General features: G+C 38.7%; 12 protein-coding genes. 8 read left to right on the top strand and 4 right to left on the bottom strand.

Annotated elements, in window-relative coordinates:
- Window positions 1-99: 99 nt before the first annotated feature.
- Together greB and ACJJID_RS09080 are read right to left on the bottom strand one after the other, a co-directional pair.
- Entirely contained in the window at window positions 100-600 is a 501-nt protein-coding gene (gene greB / locus ACJJID_RS09085; protein WP_444922442.1) for a transcription elongation factor GreB, read from the bottom strand.
- A gap of 38 nt (window positions 601-638) precedes the next feature.
- Entirely contained in the window at window positions 639-2585 is a 1947-nt protein-coding gene (locus ACJJID_RS09080) for a prolyl oligopeptidase family serine peptidase (RefSeq protein WP_444922441.1), read from the bottom strand.
- 87 nt (window positions 2586-2672) lie between these two features.
- On the opposite strand from ACJJID_RS09080, the gene ACJJID_RS09075 reads away from it, so the two are divergent.
- The 3 genes from ACJJID_RS09075 to ACJJID_RS09065 all read left to right on the top strand — a co-directional run bounded on the left by ACJJID_RS09075 (window position 2673) and on the right by ACJJID_RS09065 (window position 5529).
- The gene (locus ACJJID_RS09075) at window positions 2673-2828 is read left to right on the top strand and encodes a hypothetical protein (RefSeq protein ID WP_444922440.1); all 156 of its coding nucleotides are present in this window, start codon (window positions 2673-2675) and stop codon (window positions 2826-2828) included.
- A gap of 50 nt (window positions 2829-2878) precedes the next feature.
- The gene (locus tag ACJJID_RS09070) at window positions 2879-3733 is read left to right on the top strand and encodes a 3-keto-5-aminohexanoate cleavage protein (protein ID WP_444922439.1); all 855 of its coding nucleotides are present in this window, start codon (window positions 2879-2881) and stop codon (window positions 3731-3733) included.
- A 323-nt stretch (window positions 3734-4056) separates the two neighbouring features.
- Window positions 4057-5529 (top strand): alanine/glycine:cation symporter family protein, encoded by a 1473-nt coding sequence (locus ACJJID_RS09065; protein WP_444922438.1) that lies wholly within the window; start codon window positions 4057-4059, stop codon window positions 5527-5529.
- 56 nt (window positions 5530-5585) lie between these two features.
- Here the strand turns inward: ACJJID_RS09065 and ACJJID_RS09060 are convergent, their stop codons facing one another.
- Both ACJJID_RS09060 and ACJJID_RS09055 read right to left on the bottom strand, forming a co-directional pair.
- Window positions 5586-5960 carry a SirB2 family protein gene (locus ACJJID_RS09060; RefSeq protein WP_444922437.1) on the bottom strand — a complete coding sequence of 125 codons (375 nt, stop codon included), beginning with the start codon at window positions 5958-5960 and terminating at the stop codon, window positions 5586-5588.
- A 271-nt stretch (window positions 5961-6231) separates the two neighbouring features.
- The gene (locus ACJJID_RS09055) at window positions 6232-6384 is read right to left on the bottom strand and encodes a hypothetical protein (RefSeq protein WP_444922436.1); all 153 of its coding nucleotides are present in this window, start codon (window positions 6382-6384) and stop codon (window positions 6232-6234) included.
- A 1803-nt stretch (window positions 6385-8187) separates the two neighbouring features.
- On the opposite strand from ACJJID_RS09055, the gene ACJJID_RS09050 reads away from it, so the two are divergent.
- The 5 genes from ACJJID_RS09050 (at window position 8188) to ACJJID_RS09030 (ending at window position 20451) form a co-directional block, all read left to right on the top strand.
- Window positions 8188-12873, top strand: a complete 4686-nt coding sequence (locus ACJJID_RS09050) for an amino acid adenylation domain-containing protein (RefSeq protein ID WP_444922435.1) — start codon at window positions 8188-8190, stop codon at window positions 12871-12873.
- A 4-nt stretch (window positions 12874-12877) separates the two neighbouring features.
- Complete coding sequence (locus tag ACJJID_RS09045) at window positions 12878-16015, top strand: amino acid adenylation domain-containing protein (protein ID WP_444922623.1); 3138 nt, start codon at window positions 12878-12880, stop codon at window positions 16013-16015.
- A 48-nt stretch (window positions 16016-16063) separates the two neighbouring features.
- Window positions 16064-17098 (top strand): guanitoxin biosynthesis L-enduracididine beta-hydroxylase GntD, encoded by a 1035-nt coding sequence (gntD, locus tag ACJJID_RS09040; RefSeq protein ID WP_444922434.1) that lies wholly within the window; start codon window positions 16064-16066, stop codon window positions 17096-17098.
- Between the two features lie 17 nt (window positions 17099-17115).
- A complete protein-coding gene (locus ACJJID_RS09035) occupies window positions 17116-17826 on the top strand; it encodes a HupE/UreJ family protein (protein WP_444922433.1) in 711 nt (236 codons plus the stop codon).
- 75 nt (window positions 17827-17901) lie between these two features.
- The gene (locus ACJJID_RS09030) at window positions 17902-20451 is read left to right on the top strand and encodes a M1 family aminopeptidase (RefSeq protein ID WP_444922622.1); all 2550 of its coding nucleotides are present in this window, start codon (window positions 17902-17904) and stop codon (window positions 20449-20451) included.
- Window positions 20452-20484: the final 33 nt, after the last annotated feature.

The following is a 20484-nucleotide window of genomic DNA, read 5'->3' as shown; positions in this document are numbered from 1 at the left end:
AATAACCAAATAACCAAATAACCAAATAACCAAAGTCTCTAGAGATTTTTGCCGAATAGCACGCCACTTGTATTAGCAAGGTAGCTTTACCACTATCCCTCACTCCTCGTAACGGATTTCAGTAATAAAATAAGTCTGCCACTTTTCTCCCAGACGAATATCTATCTCATCATCAAGCCTGCGCCCTAACAGTGAACGAGCCACAGGAGAGTCCATGGAAATCAGGCCGGCCTTTACATCAAACTCATCTGGCCCAACTATTCTATAGCTTACGACTACCCCCTCTTCATCTTCCAACGTGACCCAGGCACCGAAGAAGACTTTTTCGCGGTCATCGGGCACCTGGTCAACTACGGTGATTTCTTCCAAGCGCTTGGTCAAAAACCGCACACGGCTGTCTATTTCCCGCAGGCGTTTCTTGCCGTAGATATAGTCGGCATTTTCTGATCGATCACCCAGCTTGGCGGCGTCACTGACCGCCTGGGTGACTCTGGGGCGCTCTTCCTCCCAAAGGAACTTTACTTCGGCGCGCATACGTCGCGCGCCCTCCGCAGTGATATAGCGGGAGCCGCGCGGGTGCGGCGGTCTCCATCTTCCCATGGTGTTACTGGCTTCCTCTCAAGGTCTGGGATGATTGATTACAGGTTTTCAATGGTAATACCGGGGCCGGTTTCTGCCAGGGGGAAGCCGAAAATACGGCTGTAAAATTCCAGTTCTCCCTCCAGGGCCATTTTAATGCTGTCTCCACTGCGAAAGCCGTGCCCTTCATTGGCAAAGGTGATATAGGCAACTGGGATACTGCGCTCTTTAAGGGCTTTAACCATGGTTTCCGCCTGGTTTGGCGGTACCACCTTATCTTCCATGCCCTGGAAAAAAATCACTGGGCAGTTCAGCTGCTCTACATGATGAATAGGAGAGCGTTGCTGATAGATCTCCTCAGCAGATGGCCAGGGGCCTACCAACTTGTCCAGGTAGCGGGATTCAAACTTGTGGGTGTCTTTGGCGAGGCTGCTCAATTCGCCGATTCCATAGTGGCTGGCTCCGGCTTTGAAAGTGTTGTGAAAAGTCAGTGCCGCCAACACGGTATAACCACCCGCGCTGCCACCTTTGATCAGCAGTCGCTCAGGATCTGCCAGGCCCTGATTGACCAGGTATTCGGCGCCGGCACAGACATCTTCCACATCGTAGATACCCCACTTATCGGTAAGGCGATCGCGGTATTCTCGGCCATAACCGGTACTGCCGGAATAGTTCACATCCAGAATGGCGAAGCCTCGGCTGGTCCAATACTGTACTTTCAAATTGAGACCGGCAGAGGTGGCTCCTGTAGGGCCGCCGTGGCTAAAAACAATAAGCGGGGGCTTTTCGCCCTCAGGTGCCTTGAAGTCTGGGTTCTGCGGTGGATAGTAAAAGCCGTGTACCTCCCGCCCATCGACTTCGAAATTGATTGCTTGGGCGCGGGAGAAAAGTTCGGTGGGCAATTCACGGTGATTACTGCTGGCGATAACCTCAAGCGCCTCACTTGCTTGGTCAAAAGAGACGATTGCAGGGAAGCTGTCACTTGCGGCGGCAATCATTATCGCTTTACCGCTTTCACAGTGCAGACTCTCGATATCGCAATAGGGCTGTTCGATCAGCTGGTGTTCGCCAGTACGGGTATTCAGGATGGCTAGGTACCAAAGACCGTTCTCGGTGTAGGTACAGAGAATTTCCTCGCCACTGATAAAACCATAAGTGGACATGCCAAACACCCACTGCGGGGTGGCAAATTCAGCATCCCTTTTCCACAGAGGAGTATCTTGCTCCAGCTTATATAAATTCCACCAGTTGTTGCGGTCGGAGACATAGTAAAGCTCCCCCCGCGGAGACCATTGCGGCTGGAAGATGGATTCGTTATCTCCGCCAGCCACTTGCGTAATCTCGGTGATCTCTCCCTGTTCATTCAAGCTGGCCTGGCACAGCTCGGTGCCGTCCCAGGGGAGGTTGGGGTGATGCCAGCGTAAGAAAGCCAATTGATCCCCGTTGCTGTTCAGGGTGGGGTTTGAGTAGAAGTCTGCTCCCTCAACCAATACCTTGGGCGCTGTAGCCAGAGGCGCCTGTAAGTCGATAGAGATAATCCGTGCCCGTGCCTCCGTACCCTGAGCGTGGCCACTGTCGTCTTCTTCAATACCAATGAGGCGATTTCTTTTTATATCGAGGTGTAGGTCTGCATATCGGGATTCGTTTTCTGGGGTGATGGCTTCGGGCAAGTTACTGCTGATCTCCATACGGTAAATACGCTGATCTTCCGCCAGCACAAAATACAGGGTGTCGCCGTGAACCAGGTAGCTACCACCGCCGTATTCGTGCGCCTTAGAGCGAATACTCAGTGGGGCGGGCGTGAGGTCGCGCCGTCCATTTTGCGGACAATATTGCACCAGAACATTGCGCCCCTTTTCTGAGGGGCGCGACTCTAGCCAGTAGTAACGCCCATCCACCAGGCTGGCTTCCGCAAGGCGCACACTGCCTTCTACTAATAGTTCTGCGTTGATCGCGGACTTCCAGCTGCCATAAGGGGTGGAGATTGTCTTGGGGTTATTACTCATCGGGTACCGGATTCCTTAATTAGATCTTTTCGCATTCTGCCGGGCCTGTTTTGACGACACAAGGTGCCTTTTTACAGGGAGAGGCCTATGTTAGTCTCTTGCGAACCAAGCAAGCGCTTGGTGCCGGGGGTTGATACCACCCCACAACAAACCCAAAGTATGGATGCGGCTCTGGGTATTTCGCGCAGGGTTGAAGCGCAGGTACTGAGAGCATGGCAATCAGCGGAATTCGGCAAAGCTTAGTGCGCCGAATCTAAAGCGGCCCAAATAAAGATAATTCAGGAGAGCCTGCGATGTCCGATGAAGTGGTAATCACCTGCGCCCTAACCGGGGTGCTCACTAATCCGCAACAACACCCGGTTCCAGTAACGCCGGAAGAAATGGCAAATTCCGCTCGCGAGGCCTTTGATGCCGGGGCCTCGGTAATGCATGTGCACTTTCGGGTGCAGGAGCCGGGCAAGGGGCACCTACCCAGCTGGGACCCGCAAGTGGCGTTGGAGATAGCTGATGCCATCCGTGATAAGTGCCCCGGTGTACTTTTAAATTTCTCCACGGGCACTATTGGCCGGGACCAGCGCGGCCCGCTTGAGTGCTTGCGCGCCGGTAAGCCGGAAATCGCCGCCTGTAACGCTGGCAGTTTGAATTACTTGAAAGCCCGATCCAACGGCAGCTGGGCCTGGCCGCCGATGGTATTTGATAATCCGGTGGACAAAGTGGAGGAGCTGCTGGCGGTCTGCCGCGAAACAGGTACCAGGCCTGAGTTCGAGTGCTTTGATGTGGGTATCGTCCGTTCTGTAGGAATGTATGCCGATGTGGGTATGGTGGATAAGCCCAACTATAACCTGGTGATGGGGGTGGCTTCCGGTATGCCTGCCGACCCGGAGTTGTTGGCATTGCTGCCTAAATATATGCATGCGGGCAGCTTGTGGCAGAGCACAGTGATTGGGCGTGAGGATATCTGGCCGGTGCATCGCAAGACCGCGGAATTGGGGGGGCATTTACGCACCGGGGTGGAGGATACCTTCTATTTGCCCGGTGGCGAGCGCGCCTCTGGCAATGGCCAGCTGATTGAAGCTTTGGCTGTGGTCGCCGAAGAGTGTGGCCGCAAGGTGGTCTCTCCAGAGCGGGCGCGGGAAATCTTCTGCTAGCGTATTATTCCGTACACAAATTAGAGCGGCGCTATCGGTGTCGCCTAATTATCCCTTGGAAATCGTTTTCCTTCCGGTTCCCCACCGCTTTCTAGGGCTCAAAGTGAGTTTTGAGCGCCGTGTTTTCTTTTCTTTGGTCTTCTAAGCCTGCCTGGATTTCTTGGGTGCCAGCAAAGAAGGCGTTTCTTTTCCTCGATGTCTGTACTTGGCCTGCATGGTTATCCGCCAGTTAGCACTGCAGTGGCTGCTAGTCTTTAGTGGGAAAAGCCGTTTCCAGCCGTTGGCCGATCAATAAAAAAACAGTCTCTAGTAGGGAGCAGTGGATGCAAGAGTTGTTGGACCGAATAATCAGGGCGATTGATTGGGCCAACCGGCTTTTGTGGGGGGGAATTGCAGGGGAATGGTGGCTCGGTGTCCTGATTATAGCGCTGCTGCCCATTGGCCTTTACTTCTCTATCCGCAGCCGTTTTATCCAATTCCGTCATTTTGGCCATATGACCATGGTAATGGTGCGCGGTATCCACAAAGATCATCCGGGCTCAATTTCTGCCTTCCAGGCATTTGCCACCAGTGCCGCCGCTCGAATTGGCACCGGCAGCTTGGCGGGCGTTGCTGTGGCCATTACTGCTGGAGGGCCTGGGTCGGTTTTTTGGATGTGGATGGTGGCTTGGCTCGGCATGGCCACCAGTATGGTCGAAAACACCCTTGCACAGGTTTACAAAGAGAAAGGGGAGCAGCCGGGAACTTTTCGAGGAGGGCCGGCGTACTACATTAATAAAGGCCTTGGCCCTAACTGGAAATGGCTCTCGGTGAGTTTTTCCATCTTTTTGCTGTTGTGTTACGGCTTTATTTTCAACTCCATCCAATCGAATACCATGGCTACGGCCCTCAATGACGCCTGGGAAATCAATCCCATGTTGGTGGGGGTTGTTGTGGCCGTAACCGCGGCCATTATTGTATTTGGAGGTATCCGTTCTATCGCTCGCTTTGCTGGGGTGGTAGTGCCTTTTATGGCCATCGCTTACTTAACTGTGGCAATGGTGGTTTTACTGATAAATCTGGGAGATTTGCCCAAGATTCTAGGTACGATCCTGAAAAATGCATTCGGCCTAGAGCAAGCCGGAGCGGGGGCCCTGGGGGCGGTGGTGTCCAATGGGATTAAACGAGGTCTCTTTGCCAATGAAGCTGGGCTTGGGTCTTCACCGAATGTTGGCGCGGCAGCAGATGTTAAGCATCCTTTGGTACAGGGCTATGTGCAAATGGCCTCAGTTTTTTTGGATACCATTGTTATCTGCACCTGTACCGCGGCGATTATTTTAGTTGCTGATGTCTATATGGTGGGTAATGTGGAGGGGGTTAAGCTGGCTCAGGATTCCCTCGCGAGCGAGGTGGGTTCCTGGGGAACTGGTTTTGTGGCCTTTGCACTGCTGTTCTTTGCCTTTACCTCGATTATTGGTAACTACTATTATGGTGAGACCAATATTTTTTATCTTTACCACACCCCCGTTTCTATCTTTTGTTATCGGATAATTTTTTTACTGTTTATCTTGTTTGGAGCCTGGGTTTCCTACAGTGGAAGCACTGAGAACTTCACCCTGCTTTGGCGGATGGCAGATGTCGCTATGGGGTTTATGGCTTCGACCAACATATTGGCTATTACGCTGCTTTCCGGTGTCGCCTTCAAAGTATTGGGGGATTATGAGGCACAACTTAACAGGGGGGTGAAAGAGCCGATATTTGATGCCCGGAAATGCGACATTAAGGGGATAGACCACGAAGTGTGGGATCGAGATTAAGTGCACTGCCCGCAGAGTACTGGTCTCACGGGCAGGTTGAATAAAAAAAGTTAATATTAGAGAGCAGGCTTTTGAATTGCTAGATAGAGGATAAAACCAACTTGTACTATTGCCAAAATCGATGCAATCATACGGGTGCGCTGAGACGCAGACTGGCGAAGTGCGAAGAAACCGGCAATCACATATCCAAAAACCAGTGCGATCTTCACTGCGAGCCAATGAAAAACAGCCGGGTTCCAGCTACCAATAATAACCAGAGCTATAGCAGCAGATAACAGCAGAGTATCATTGGCGTGGGGCATCCAGCGCAGGAAGGTCTTTCGCCATTGCGTCTTACCAGAGAATTCCATTCCCATCCGCAACAGAAAAAGGGAGATGCTAAGCACTGCAGCGGTGATATGGGTATGCTTAATTAGTGTGTAGGTAAACATCTTATACGGCTAATGGGTTAATTCTAATAAATGCAGTTCTTGGAAACGGTGTAAAAGATCACTGGGTTTGCTAAGAGCGCAGTTCAAGTTGTTGCCGATGATAACGGCCCTTCGCAATTCTATGCAATAGTGAGTTAAGAGGGCGAACCCATCGCTCTGATTTTTTTGGTGGGGATGACTGATTTAGCGGAAGTATAAAAGCGAAAGCTGAAAATTTGCACATCCTTGTGCCGGGCTAGCCGATTCCATTCTTTTGATGTTAACGGCAGGGTTAGTTCAAGTTGCCGATGCGCCCATACTTCATCCAACGGGGAACATTGTGCTCGGCACGTATCATATTCTCATTGATGGCTAAAAGGTCATTGGGGATATTATTCTGGTCATCACTCAGGCCAATTGTGGCTATCTCTTCTTTCGCCTCCATAGACCCTCCAACCCAAATCCAACCGCTATTTCTTGTTGTGATCATATTATTAAGATTGGAGACCGTTAAATTGTTATAGACAGTATTGTTTCCTCCGTTGTCAATACGAGCCCTTGCCAATCCGTTTCCCTGTTGTCATAGGACATTATTCATGGAATCCTGACTCTGATCAGCAAGATAGGTGGAATTAGTGACACCAGACAAATTGAGACGTTGATTACAGCGATCGGCGTGTACTAGCTCATGCCCCAGAGTGATGTAACTGCTGCAATTACTCATAGATTTGTGTGACAGACCTCCAGTCAAATACTGCATATAGCCTGGGTGCATGTCAGACAATCGATCAGAAAGACTGATCACGGATTGATTTATATGTAGAGCCTGTTTTATCAATAAATCAAGGAAAAAGACGGAGGGCCTGGGCTGGTATTACAATGGTAGTGTCGTAGCCTCACAACGTGGCCTTGAAATCTTTGTGATAAGTACCACTGACCTGAAGTCGGATACTGCCTATGCTTTGGATGCTCAGCAGGCAATAGACAAACCATACTGTCAAACTTGCTCCAACACTCATGGATCTTGGTATTAGCTATCTTGCTGCAGATTCCTACTATGCCAAGGTGGAATTCGTTTCGGCTATTATTCCAACGGGGATACACATCGTTGGCGAGTTACGAGCTGACGCAAACTTGTTGTGGCTATATGAAGGCGTTTACAGCGGCAGTGGATGCCCCAGAAAATACGATGGAAAGGTGACTTTGTTTCCGACATGAATCGTTTTGAGCATGTATGCGCTTTGAATGATACGACTGAAGTTTATACAAAGTCTACCTATGCCAGATTTATCAAAAAGAGTTATTCGCATTGTGATGCTGAGGCCTACTAACGGCGACAAAGAGGGGCACGCACTGCTGTATTCGACAGACACAGAACTGGATGCGATGACAATGATCGCCTATTACAAGTCAAGATTCAAATAAAATTTTTATTCGGGGATGCAAGGCAGCGCACAGGTCTGACCCACTGCCGGCAAACTCGAAAAAAGGCGATCAATCTACATGTGGATGCATCATTGACGGCCGAAATTTATTAAGAATTGAGGAAAGAAAAGCGAAGAAAACGGATGAGACTTTGATTATTTCAATTGCCAGCTGTAAGCACCGAAAGTTCAACCAGCAAGCATCTCATGGATAGACTTTTCAACGAGTTAGAATTGGACCTAAGAAGTGGAAAAGCTGTCAGTGTTTATGAGCGTAACAGTGAATACGTGGTTATAGCTGCATGAAACTATCTAAAGTATTGGCAGATAATAGCGCACATAATTAAGGACGGTAGTGCTCGATCATTTAAGCGTGGCTAATGTTTCAGATTACATCAAGATAGTTTAAGCCGATGTGATGGGTTAGAAAATAACCATGAAAGTAAATTATTCCTATTGGCTTCTGAAATAATTAAAAGCTCACTTATGACATGTGAAAGTATACAAATTCTAAACTTGACTGACACGATTAAAATCTTAGAGACCATAGTTACTTAAAATTTAAAGTACTGTTGTACCAGTATTCTGTTAGATAAAAAAATATACGCAATGATAAACGATGCAGGTTAATGAGCATTAACTAACAGCTCTTTAATTCTAGTCGGTAAAATTTCACTTGATTCCCAAATATATTTTAAATATTATGAAATAATAGGCGTTGAGCTAAGAAATCAAAGGAGTGATTTTTAGATGTAGATTAAGAGAGAAATTATAATAAGTTGATATACAGATAGAGTTTAGTTGTTGCAAGGGATGTGCTGAAAATGAGCTTTGGTGAATTTTTATCTTTTTGTAAAGAAAATAAAATAAGACTTAAACAAAAGAATGGAAATATAATAGTTGAAGCAGACGCTCATTTAGTTAATGAACATTTTAGAGACAGTTTAAGGAAATATAAAGAGCAACTAATAACACACATACAGGAATCCAATAAGCCAGATAAAATGGCACTAGAAAAATTCGGATTCCCCCTCTCTTCAAGCCAGCAACAATTATTTTTTTTTAGTACAAAATACAATAACAATAAAAGCTATAATATTCCTGCTGCCTTTAAAATATATGGCGACCTAAAAGTAGAAGCACTTTCAAAATCTTTTAACAGCTTATTACTGCATCATGAGTTACTAAGAGCTAACTTTATAGTTATAGATGGTAAACCAGCACAAAAAACAAGTGGAAATCAAAGCATAAATTTAGAATGTGTTGATTTCAGCACAGAAATAAATATTGATGAAAAGTATAACAAACATTTTTCAAAGATTAATAGACCTTTCGATCTAAAAAAAGATACTCTTTTTCGAGTATCACTAATCAAAATTCATGAGAAAGAATATATATTAATCATCGTCATACATCATATAATTGTTGATGGGTGGTCGCTTAATATACTCCTAAAAGACTTAAATAGAATATATACAGAAGGGACTAGAACGGAAAATTTCTTGTTGCCGAGCCCAAAGAAACAGTTTGTCGACTATGTTTTTTGGGAAAAAGAATACGTATACCTTAATAAAAGAAAATTATTAGCGTATTGGAGCGATAAATTACGAAATATACCTGAATTACATGCTTTACCATTAGATTTCCCTAGACCCAAAAAACAAAGTCATCTTGGTTCTACAATCATACATAACCTATCCGAGAAACTTTCAGAAAATATAATAAACTATTGTAGAAATCAAAGAGTAACCTTATTTTCAGGTTTGTACGCAGCTTTTGTAATTTTTATAAATAGGCTATCGAATACAAGTGATATCGTAATTGGAACACCTATAGCCAACAGGTCACACAATGAATTTAGTGATGTCGTTGGGATGTTTGCTGATACCCTTCCACTCCGTGTCAAGATCCAAAATGATATAAGCTTCCAACAATTTTTGTTGAAGTGCAATGAAACCTTGCTGAAAGCACAAAACAACCGTTTATCATTTGATTCAATAATTAATGAATTGGGAGTGGAACGTAGTCTAAGTTATAGCCCAATTTGTCAGGTCATGCTATCCCTGTCAAATACAGTTGAAAACAAGTTAGAATTACCAAATGTAACTATTAACCCAATTAAAGGTAGCAAAAGCGAAAGTAAATTTGATCTCACTCTAGATATAGAGATCAAAGATGGAAGATTGATAACTAACTGGGAGTATTCCACAGCAATCTTTCATGAGGATAGCGTAAAACGCTGGGCTCTTCAGTTTGAAAATCTTTTAGAAAATATACCTTATAATACAAATAATCCAATCAAACAACTAAAACTAAATACTAAAAAAGATATTGATTCACTAGAAAAATTCCATACGCTGCAAAACGAAAAAAAATTTGAAGATTATAATGTTGTCAAAGCATTCAATGAAATAACAAATAAATTTTCAGATAAGATTGCTTTAATTCATAAAGATGTAAAGCTGACATATCGTGAGCTGATGGAAAAAGCAAGGATTTTGATGAACTCAATTCTTGATCATTCATCAAGCCCAAAGCTCGTTGCAATTTATTTAGACAAGTCTATTGATTGCTATTTGTCAATACTTGCTGTCCTTAAATCAGGTGCGGCATATCTTACTCTTGATTGCAACAACCCTGATATTAGAATAGAAAAAATATTAGAGTTGGCAGATCCAGATTTAATTATAACAAATAAAAAATATCTAGAAAAATTCACAAATAGAAATTGCTTTGATATCGGCAAGCAAGAGAAAATTAGTCTAGATAGGGAAATCAAACAAAATTTATCAGGTAATGAAGCCGCTTACTGTTGCTTCACTTCCGGGTCCACTGGTATCCCAAAAGGAGCTCTAATACCCCATAAAGGCATAGTACGATTAATAAAGAATCAAAGCTACGTATCATTAAGTAATAAAACGATAATTGCCCAATTATCCAATTTGTCTTTCGATGCTGCTACATTTGAAATTTGGGGAGCATGGCTTAACGGTGGAACTCTGGTAATACCAGAGGATAATCTTCTTAACACAAAAAAAATAAATATAGAGTTAGAAAAACATCAAGTAAATACAATATTTTTGACATCCGCTTACTTTGATTTATGGAGTAAGGAAAAAAATAAAAAACTTCATCTAAGAGAAATTATTGTGGGAGGTGATGTAGTAAATCCCTATAGTGTGAAGAGAGTGTATGAAGAATTACCAAATGTCACCATAATAAACGGATATGGACCTACGGAAAATACAACGTTCAGTTGCTGCTATAGGATTCCACGATTTTTTAATACTGAAAAACCGATCCCTATCGGATTTCCTATTAAAGAAACAGGTATTGCAATTGTCTCAGAAAATAAAGAAATAACACCACTTGGTGGAATAGGAGAACTTTGGGTAAGAGGAGCTGGGGTATCCTTAGGTTATATTAATAATAAGGCAGAAAGCAAAGAAAAATTTATAACACATAAATTTAATAATTGGCCAAAAGACCAATACTACAGAACTGGCGATCTGGTACGAATTTCAAGTGAAGGCAAGATAGAATATCTTGGAAGAAGAGATTCTGAGGTAAAGTTACGAGGTTTTAGGATCGACTTAGCCGAAATAGAAGCCTGTATTTCACGATATGAAGATGTCGATGCAGTTGCTACTATAATGCAGCAAAACAAAACAGGAGATAAATTCTTAGTTTCATTTGTTAGCAGTAAATCAAATAAAAAGGAAGACATAGGAGAGTTAATAAAAATTCATGTAGCAAAATTCTTACCAGAATATATGGTCCCATCAAGAATATATATTGTCGACGATTTCCCGATGACTGACTCAGGAAAAATTGACAAAAGAAAGCTTAGGTTGCCAAAAAATCTATCTAGTGATCGAAGTAAAGAGAATAGCAGTATTGAGGATAGAGTAACCATAATATGGTCAGAAATACTTGATCTTCCTGAAAAGTTTATTACCCGTTCATCTAGCTTTTTTAAACTAGGTGGAACATCCTTAATGTCGATGAGACTTATAGCCCGTATTAATGAAGTATTTAATACCCAGCTGGATATTTCAGATATATTTAATAGTCCTACATTGAATTCATTCTCGGGTCTTATAGATCAAAATTATAACAGTTCGAAAGTTGCACTTAAATCCCATCCTGAAATTAAGCTTGCACCGCTATCTTTTTCCCAGAAAAGGCTTTGGCTGATTCAAACTTTAGATCCTGATGCTAATCATTATAATATGATTTTTGGCCTGAAATTAAAGGGATCACTTTGTATATCAAGTCTTGAACAGTCAATTTCGGAAATAATCCAGCGGCATGAAATCTTAAGGACCAAATATAAAATTAATAGTGATGGTGAAATTTTTCAATCAACCACAGAAAAGTATAGTTTCAAGCTCATCACAAAAAATTTAACTTCTTGCGATAACAGAATCAAAGAAAATGAGAGATATAAAGCTACCGAAAAATTAAAAAATCATAAATTCGATCTAAAAAATGACCTGATGTTAAGGGCAGAGCTAATAAAATATAGTGAAAAGGAATATGATTTATATTTCATATTGCACCATATAGCGTTTGACGCCCACTCTACCAGCATCTTCATTAATGAACTATCTCATCATTATTCAAGAAAAGTAAATAATTTCAGTATTGCAGATCTTGATCCAGTTGACTTCCAATATCGAGATTTCGCAATCTGGGAAAATAAAAATATAGGCCTCGAAGAGACTGGGATACAATATTGGAAAAATCAACTTAAAGATATTCCTACAATTCATAGTATCCCTACGGACTTTAAAAGGCCTGTAAAGTTAAGTCATTCAGGCAGCCGAATAAAGAAAAGAATTCAAGAAAGCTTAAAGAAGAAAGTCGATGTATTTATCAAGGAAAATGATATAAGCATATTTATGCTAATGCATACTATTCTTTCAGCCCTTATTGCTAGATACTCTAACGAATTGGATGTGATTGTAGGAAGTCCCATAAATATTAGAAACAGTAATAAGTTATTAAATACGATAGGATTTTTTTCTAACACAATTATCTTAAGATCTAAGATTCAAAAAAATATTAGTTTCTTAGACCTTATTTATAAAAATAAAAAAACAATACTTGAAGCTTATAAACATCAATATTTACCATTTGAAAAGATTGTAGACTTGCTCAACCCAGAAAGGAGTATGAGTCATAATCCCATTTTTCAGATAATGCTATCAATGCATGAAGATACTGAAAATGGATCCATAAAAATGGATGATATTGAAGTTAGTCCTAATCCCGTACTAAATGAATCATCACAATTCGACCTTTGTATTGATGTGAAGTCAAACAGTAACTCACTCACTCTAGAATGGGAGTATTCTTCTGATTTGTTTGCTAGAAATAGTGTAGAACAAATGGCTACTCATTTTGTACAGCTTTTGGAGTTATGCTTAAGAGAACCAAATACGTCTATTTTTAATTGTCAAATAATAACTAGTAAAGAGCTAGAGAGAGAATTTATATTACAATAAAAAAATAAAAGAAATTAAAAACATCAAATGTATTCATGATGTTCTCGAAGATCAAATAAGAGCAACGCCTAATAGAGTCGCAATAGTTGACGGAACAAATTCGATAACATATAAACAACTTCACAAAAGAGTTAACATTCTATCCGGAATTTTACATCAAAACAGGATAGAGCAAAATACAGGTATTGCAATTCATTTGCCTCGGTCTTTGGAATTGGTCACCGCAATATTTTCAGTATTGAAATCCGGTTCTTATTTTATTCCCTTAGATCCGGAACAACCGATTGAAAGAAAAAAAGAAATAATAAAAAGTACAAAAGTCAAATATATAATAACTAATTCTAAAAAGGATCAAGATCTCTTTTCTAAAGAAGCAAATCTTATTGACGTAGGAATTGTGGATAAAATCCGATATGATGATACAAAGATAGAGATAAATCCAAAAAACTCGTCGGTTCCTATAAATAATTTAGCCTATATAGCATTCACCTCGGGAACAACTGGAGTTCCTAAGGGAGTTATGGTTGATCATGAAGCTCTTTATAGGCGTCTAATTAGCTGGAAAGAATTATTAAAACTTTCAGACAATCCTCCATGTGTATTGAATATGGCTAGCCCATCAGTAGATATATGCTTTGGTGATATGTTAAAAAGTTTGCTAGTGGGAGGCAAGCTAGTAATCTGCGATAAAAATGTATTGCTTTCTCCACCTGATTTATTTGAATTAATGGAAACCAATGTTGTAACACTGGCAGATTTTGTTCCATCACTACTAAGGGTGTTTGCTGATTATTTGATTTCAAATGGAAAAAAGCTATCTACGCTAGATTATATTCTTATCGGGTGCGAAGCGTGGTATGGACGGGACCTAACTAAGATTCAAAATATACTGGTCAAAAAGACAAGGTGCTTGAATATTTATGGACAAACTGAATCTCTAATTGACGTAACCTATAATGATGTGACAAATCTGACAATCAATAGTGGTCAAGTTGTACCTATTGGTCAGGGCCTTCAGAATACAGGTATATATATATTAAATGAGCAAAATCAGATACAACCGCTAGGTGTGCCAGGAGAGCTATGTGTTTTAGATAAAGCACTAGCTCGCGGTTACTGGGAAAATGATGATGAGACAAAGCAAAAATTTATTAAGAATTTAATTAATAAACATGGACCGAATAGGATATATAAAACTGGAGACTACGCACTTAGAACCCAGGAGGGAATATTAAGGTTTGTTGGTAGGAAAGATGACCAGGTTAAAGTCAGAGGATATAGAGTTGAAATTAGTGAGATAGAAGACAAATTAATTTCCCATCCAAAAATTGATAATGCAATTGTTTTAATAAAAAAAGACAGTGATGAACAAGCTTCATTAATTGCATATATAATTTGTAAAGAAGAGTGCGGGAAAGCCATAGAAGAAGAAATATCTAGCTTTATGGAAAATTCGCTTCCCTCATATATGATCCCAAGAGAATTAATCATCATCGATGAATTCCCTAAATCTGAAACCGGGAAAATTAATAGAAAAGCGCTATCGAAAATTGAATCAAGAAGAAAAAGCAAAAAAGACAACAATAACCGAACAATAAATGCTACCGAAGATGTTTTACTACAAATAGTTAAGAAAATACTAAATCAGGATGATATCTCGATTAATGATAACTTTTTCTCCATCGGTGGAGATTCGATAAGGGCAATACAACTAAGCATTGCCGCAAAAGAAAAATCAGTGGAAGTATCCGCTAGAGATATATTCGAATATCAAACAGTAGAACTTTTGGCAAAAAAAGTTAAGACAAAAAACTCCGAAACTATTAAAAGTACCATTCCTTTCAGCCTTCTGAAAGATACAAAAAAATATTATTCAAAATTTAATGAAAAAATTCTAGATGCTTATCCCGCGCTGCAAATTCAGTCTTATATGCTTGATACATATGGAAACTACCTGGGTGTAAACGGAATATTCCATCCTCAACAGTCTATCGAAATCAATGATGAAAATCTTTCAATTGAAGCACTAAAAAAAGCATTATTTGTTACAGCTAATCGTCATTGGAATTTTAGAACAAGATTTATAAAAAATGATCAGGGTGAGTATATACAAGTAATTTATAAAGAAACGGATATTGATTTTAACTTTATCGACTTGAGAGATATAGATCAATCAAGCGCAATTTCTAAAATTCGAGAGAGGGATTTAAAAAAACCTTTCGAAGTAGAGAATATTAACTGCCCCTTGACTCGTTTCTATTTGATCAGAAAAAATTCAAATAGTTATGAACTTATAATTTCTAGCCATCATGCAGTTGATGACGGTTGGAGCTTTATTGAATTTCTTAAAGAAGTTAAGAATAGATATGACGAATTTTATCTTAAAAAGGAAATATCTATTGGCCCCAATGTAAAAAACTGCATTAAAGAGAGAGTCGCTTTAGAAATTGAAGCATCTAATTCGGATACGTATAGAAAATTTTGGGATAAATTTTTGGCCAATTATAAGCCTATGCGAAAACCTGATGTAATAGATGCTCACAACCAATACCAAACTGAAAAAATAATTTTAAAATCAGAACTAATTTCAAGATTAAATGATTGGTCAGAGAAAAATTCAGTAAGCCTAAAAAGTATCTTCTTTTTTGCTTATATCTATGCTCTCAAAAAATTATTAAAAATGGATAACTTGACAGTTGATGTCGTTACCTCTGCTAGAAGCGATCGAATGAGTTCTCCCCTAACTTGTCTAGGGCTTTTTTGGAATCTATTGCCTATAAATATCCAACTAAAAAACGTTGATATTGGTCAGATTAAAGAGATTCAAACAAAAATAGATCTTTTAAACTCATATGCAATGACGCCTTTTAACTTTTGCAAAAAACAAGATAATGATGATTTAATGACTTATGCTTCATTCAACTTTGTCCAATTCCATAATATAGAAAAAAATAAGGATCTTAGAAGTTACAAGGTTGGTTCTGGAACAGATCGTTTTAGCTATCTCCTATCATTATTCATTTCGCTTAATGAAAATGCTACCTTTGGATTCATTGAATTAAATTATTTCACAAGATATTTCAGTAAAACGTCAATGAAATCAGCTGCAAGTGAAATCCTGAATATCCTGAAAAATATTTAGAAATAAACTTCAACTAATTAATTATAAAGTTTATGAAGAAGGTAATACATGCACCCAATATTAGTATTAAATAATCAAGAATTAAATACTACTATGGATATAGTAAAAGAGGTAAGAAAAGATTATCAAGACTTTAACTGCCCAAAATTTTTACAGCATATAAATTTCTACGCAAAAAGACTTCCAGAAAGATTATTAAGATTTATAAATGAGTTCAAATATAATCCACCTTCCTCTGGATTTGCTGTTATTTCCGGATTACCCACCGAAAATATTGGGCCAACACCAAAACATTGGGACATCCATACAAATGATGACCGATGTTGGACGCAATTAATGGTTCAATGTCTCTATTCGGCTGCACTAGGGGATATTTTTGGATGGTTAACACAGCAAGATGGTAGAATCATACATGATATTTTACCAATAAAAGAATATGAAAATGAACAAATTGGGTGTGGTAGTAAAGAAGAGATTACTTGGCATACAGAAGATGCTTTTCATGATTTCAGAGGTGATTATCTTAGTTTTCTTTGTCTTAAAAATCCTAATTTAATACCAACTAAAATATCACGTCCAGATTTCACGCAACTAACGGACAATGAAATTGAAATTCTTTTTAGCGAAAACTTTTTTATAGAGCCAGATAATTCACACTTAGAAGAATACGAATCTCTAGATCGTCAAAAAATAAGAGGAATTGAATTCGATGATTGCGTTTCTCGGGCATATCATGAAGTAGCTAAAATTAAATTAACCCCTAAAAAGATCGCCCCATTATTTGGTGATAGGAAGTCGCCATATATGAGGCTTGATCCATTTTTTATGAGACCCTCGCCCCTTAAAGAACATAATGAAGCATTTAAAAAATTATTACTCTTGATTGAGGACGCTGCTATTGAGGTGCCTTTAAAAGCAGGTGATTGTGCATTAATTGATAACTACAAAGTTGTACATGGACGAAAATCTTTTACACCAAGTTATGATGGGAATGATCGTTGGTTTAAAAGAATAAATATTACTCGGGATATTCGAAAATCTCGTAAACTTCGCAAAAGCAGTACCTGCAGAATTATTTCTTAAAAAAGAGGATTTCAATAATGAGAATAATTTTACTAATTGGTTTGGTGCTGTTATCGGCTCATATATTTGCCCATGAATTACCACCAGAAATTTTAGCTAAATTGCAGGATCAGGCTTCAGCTGTAAGTGAAGCTAATAGTCTTACAGGAAAAGAAAGTTCATCTTTAACCGGTATTAATATTTTCTTCACATATTTGATAATTGGGTTTGAACATATTTTTCCACTTGGCATTGATCATATATTATTTATAGTTGGAATTTTTTTATTCACACGAAATTGGCGACAGATATTAATCCAAGTTAGCTGTTTTACAATTGCACATACCATAACTTTGGGTATGACAATGTATGGCTGGATTTTCCCAAACCCCTCAATAGTTGAACCATTAATTGCTTTTTCTATTTGCTATATAGCCATTGAAAATATTTTCTTAAAAAATCTTACTAAATTCAGACCCCTTGTAATATTTGCTTTTGGATTGCTGCATGGGATGGGTTTTGCCGGTGTACTTTCCGAAATAGGACTCCCAGACAATAATCTAATGAATGCTTTAATAAGCTTCAATATTGGCGTTGAACTAGGTCAACTTTTTATAATATTAGTCTCCTTTCTTTGCTTAAATTATTTTTATAAATTCTCATGGTATCGAACTGTAATTGTTGAAGCAGGGAGTTTAATAATTGGTAGTATAGGTGCTTATTGGACGGTAGCAAGACTTCTAGCTTGAGTTATATGAGGATATAAATGATGGTGCGTAGATAGTATATTTACCTTTTAGATAATAGAGAGAAGTGGAACTGTGATGGGTATTATCCCTTTGAACTCATCGTATGAGTTGGTAATAGGCTCGGAAACAGCTAGTGAAGTTATGGTGGCCTCAAGACTCTGCATTGAAGTTGAACAATTAACGGATAGAATTACCCTAAATGCAATTGATTTAAAAATAAGTAGTTTGAAAGTTGAAGATAATAATGGGAAAAAAATTCCATTTGCATTATCACAATATAACGAAAAAAACAAAATTGAATTAATTTTTAAAAACACAGTAGCCCCTTCTACCCTAACAATAAGTGCAAAATATTTGGCTCTAATAAAGTCCGATCAAACAGGTCTTTATAAGGTAAACTACGGAGCAGCAACATACTTCTTTACTCGGTTACAACCAAATTATGCTTCCAAACTATTCTTAAGTATGGCCGACATTGGGTATAAGCCAGAAGTAAATATAAAAGTTACCTGTCCCAAAAATCTAAATGTAATTTCTAACACGATTCAACTGAGTGAAACGAAAGTAACTAAAACACTTAAAAAAGTATCTTTTGAAAATATAATAAATGTTCCTCTCTATGGAATTGCTCTAGCTATCGGAGAATTTGACATTGTTGAAGGCGAAAGTGTAGAAGGAAATTTTTGGAGAAGAGATGCGATAAATATTAGAGGTATTACGCCTAAGGGGCTGGGACAAAAAATACAATTTGCGCTTGAAAATACCCAGAAATACATTCATTTTTTTGAAAGTCTATTACATCGGGGTTATTCTTATAAAAAGTTAGATCTCATTGCAGTACCAGAATTTATTCCATCTGGGATGGAAAATCCTGGTGCAATTTTTTATAGCTCATCACTCATTCTGCTAGATAACTTAACACATCTTAAAGAAAAATTTCTATCTGTACATGCGCATGAAATAGCTCATCAATGGTTTGGGAATGCTGTGTCCATTATAAACTGGGAGGATATATGGATAAATGAAGGTTGTGCAACATGGTTATCAAGAGAAGCAATGGAAAGTCTAAATCCATGCTTTGTAAGTGACAAATTACACATGGAAGAAACCTTTAGAGTAATAAATCATGACAGCTCAATTAGTGCACAATCTATTTCAAAAAAAATTGAAAACGAGTTGGATATTGAGTCAGCATTTAATCGGCTATCCTATGATAAAATCGCTCTGCTCTTGAATATATTTTCAAATCAATATGGGAAAGATAAAATAATTGATGTACTCAGAAGAGTAATCCAAAATTCATATTTCTATTGTAAGCAGGACTTTTATTCTGCTTTAGAAAACATAATAGATCGTAAAGCGAAATCAATATTTAAATCTTATATTGAACAGCCTGGCATACCTTTAGTAGAGGTATCATCATATTGTAAGAGTGGAAATGCTTATCTTAAAATAAAGCAATTGAGATATATTAATGGTTCACCAGACTGTAATAACTACCATTGGCCTATTGAAATAAAAATAAAAGAAAAGAAATATAGGTCAAATTTTAGAATAGACTTTACAGATGGAAAAGAAATCAATTATTTTCTTGAGGGAAAACAAAAAAAATTTGAATTTACACCTAATCTTGAGCAAGATTGTTACGTACTTTATCCCCTTGGATATGAGGCCTGGAAGACTCTTTTATATTCAAGACCAAATATTAAAAATATACCGCTTGCATTAGTAAATATAATAATATCATTAAAGACTGGAAAAACTACTGCTAACCAATTCTTGGGCTTACTTAAGTTATTTACATCATTATACCCAGCTTCTATAGCATTTATAGCCGATGAATTAAGGTTTTTTAAATATAATTTATTTAATAACACACAAAATAACAACTTGAGGAAAATCCTAAAGTATTCCTTAAGATTCGCCATAGAAAAACATGATAAAAAATTATCAGTATTTTCCAATTCGGATAATGATGAATTTTTATTAGAATCCGAAATTAAACTTATACAAGTATTAGCATTGGACTTTGGAGATAGGTGGGTTAGAGATGAATTATTGGGTATAGAATATGAATTATTCGAATTAACAAATTATGACAACTTCAATCAGAACCAAAAACGTTTAGCCAGTACAGCTCTAGGGATATTAGCCCAGAAAAATATAAATAAAATGACAGAAAAATTAATTACCGATTTGCAGTATGTCAAGGACGATACTCAAAGAGTAATTTATCTTCAGGCTTTAGCTAATGTAAGGTGTGATAAGTTTTCCATACAAATTCATAATTTAATTATTTCTCCAAAAATAAAACTGAATGAAAAAGCAGTACTTTTGTTAAATTATACTCTTTATCCAGACAATACCAAAAGATTGCTTTATTGGAGTGAGAATAACTGGGGTAAAATAAAAAAAATTTTACCAAGCATTTATATTCCGTATTTTATTAATTTGTTTGAAAACCTCAACTCATTAGAATGCTATGACAAAATTTCCAAACTATTTAAAACAGAAGTTGACAGTATAGCTGGGGGGGAATATTACCTAACCAAAACGTTGAATAAAATAAAATCATCGATTGAATTTGCGGAACGTCATAAAATAGTTATGCCCATTGATAACTAATATTTAATTTCTGATATGCATAAAGGACTATCA

It is taken from the genome of Microbulbifer sp. CnH-101-G (genome assembly GCF_052466775.1).
This window is presented reverse-complemented; position numbering and strand designations above follow the sequence as displayed.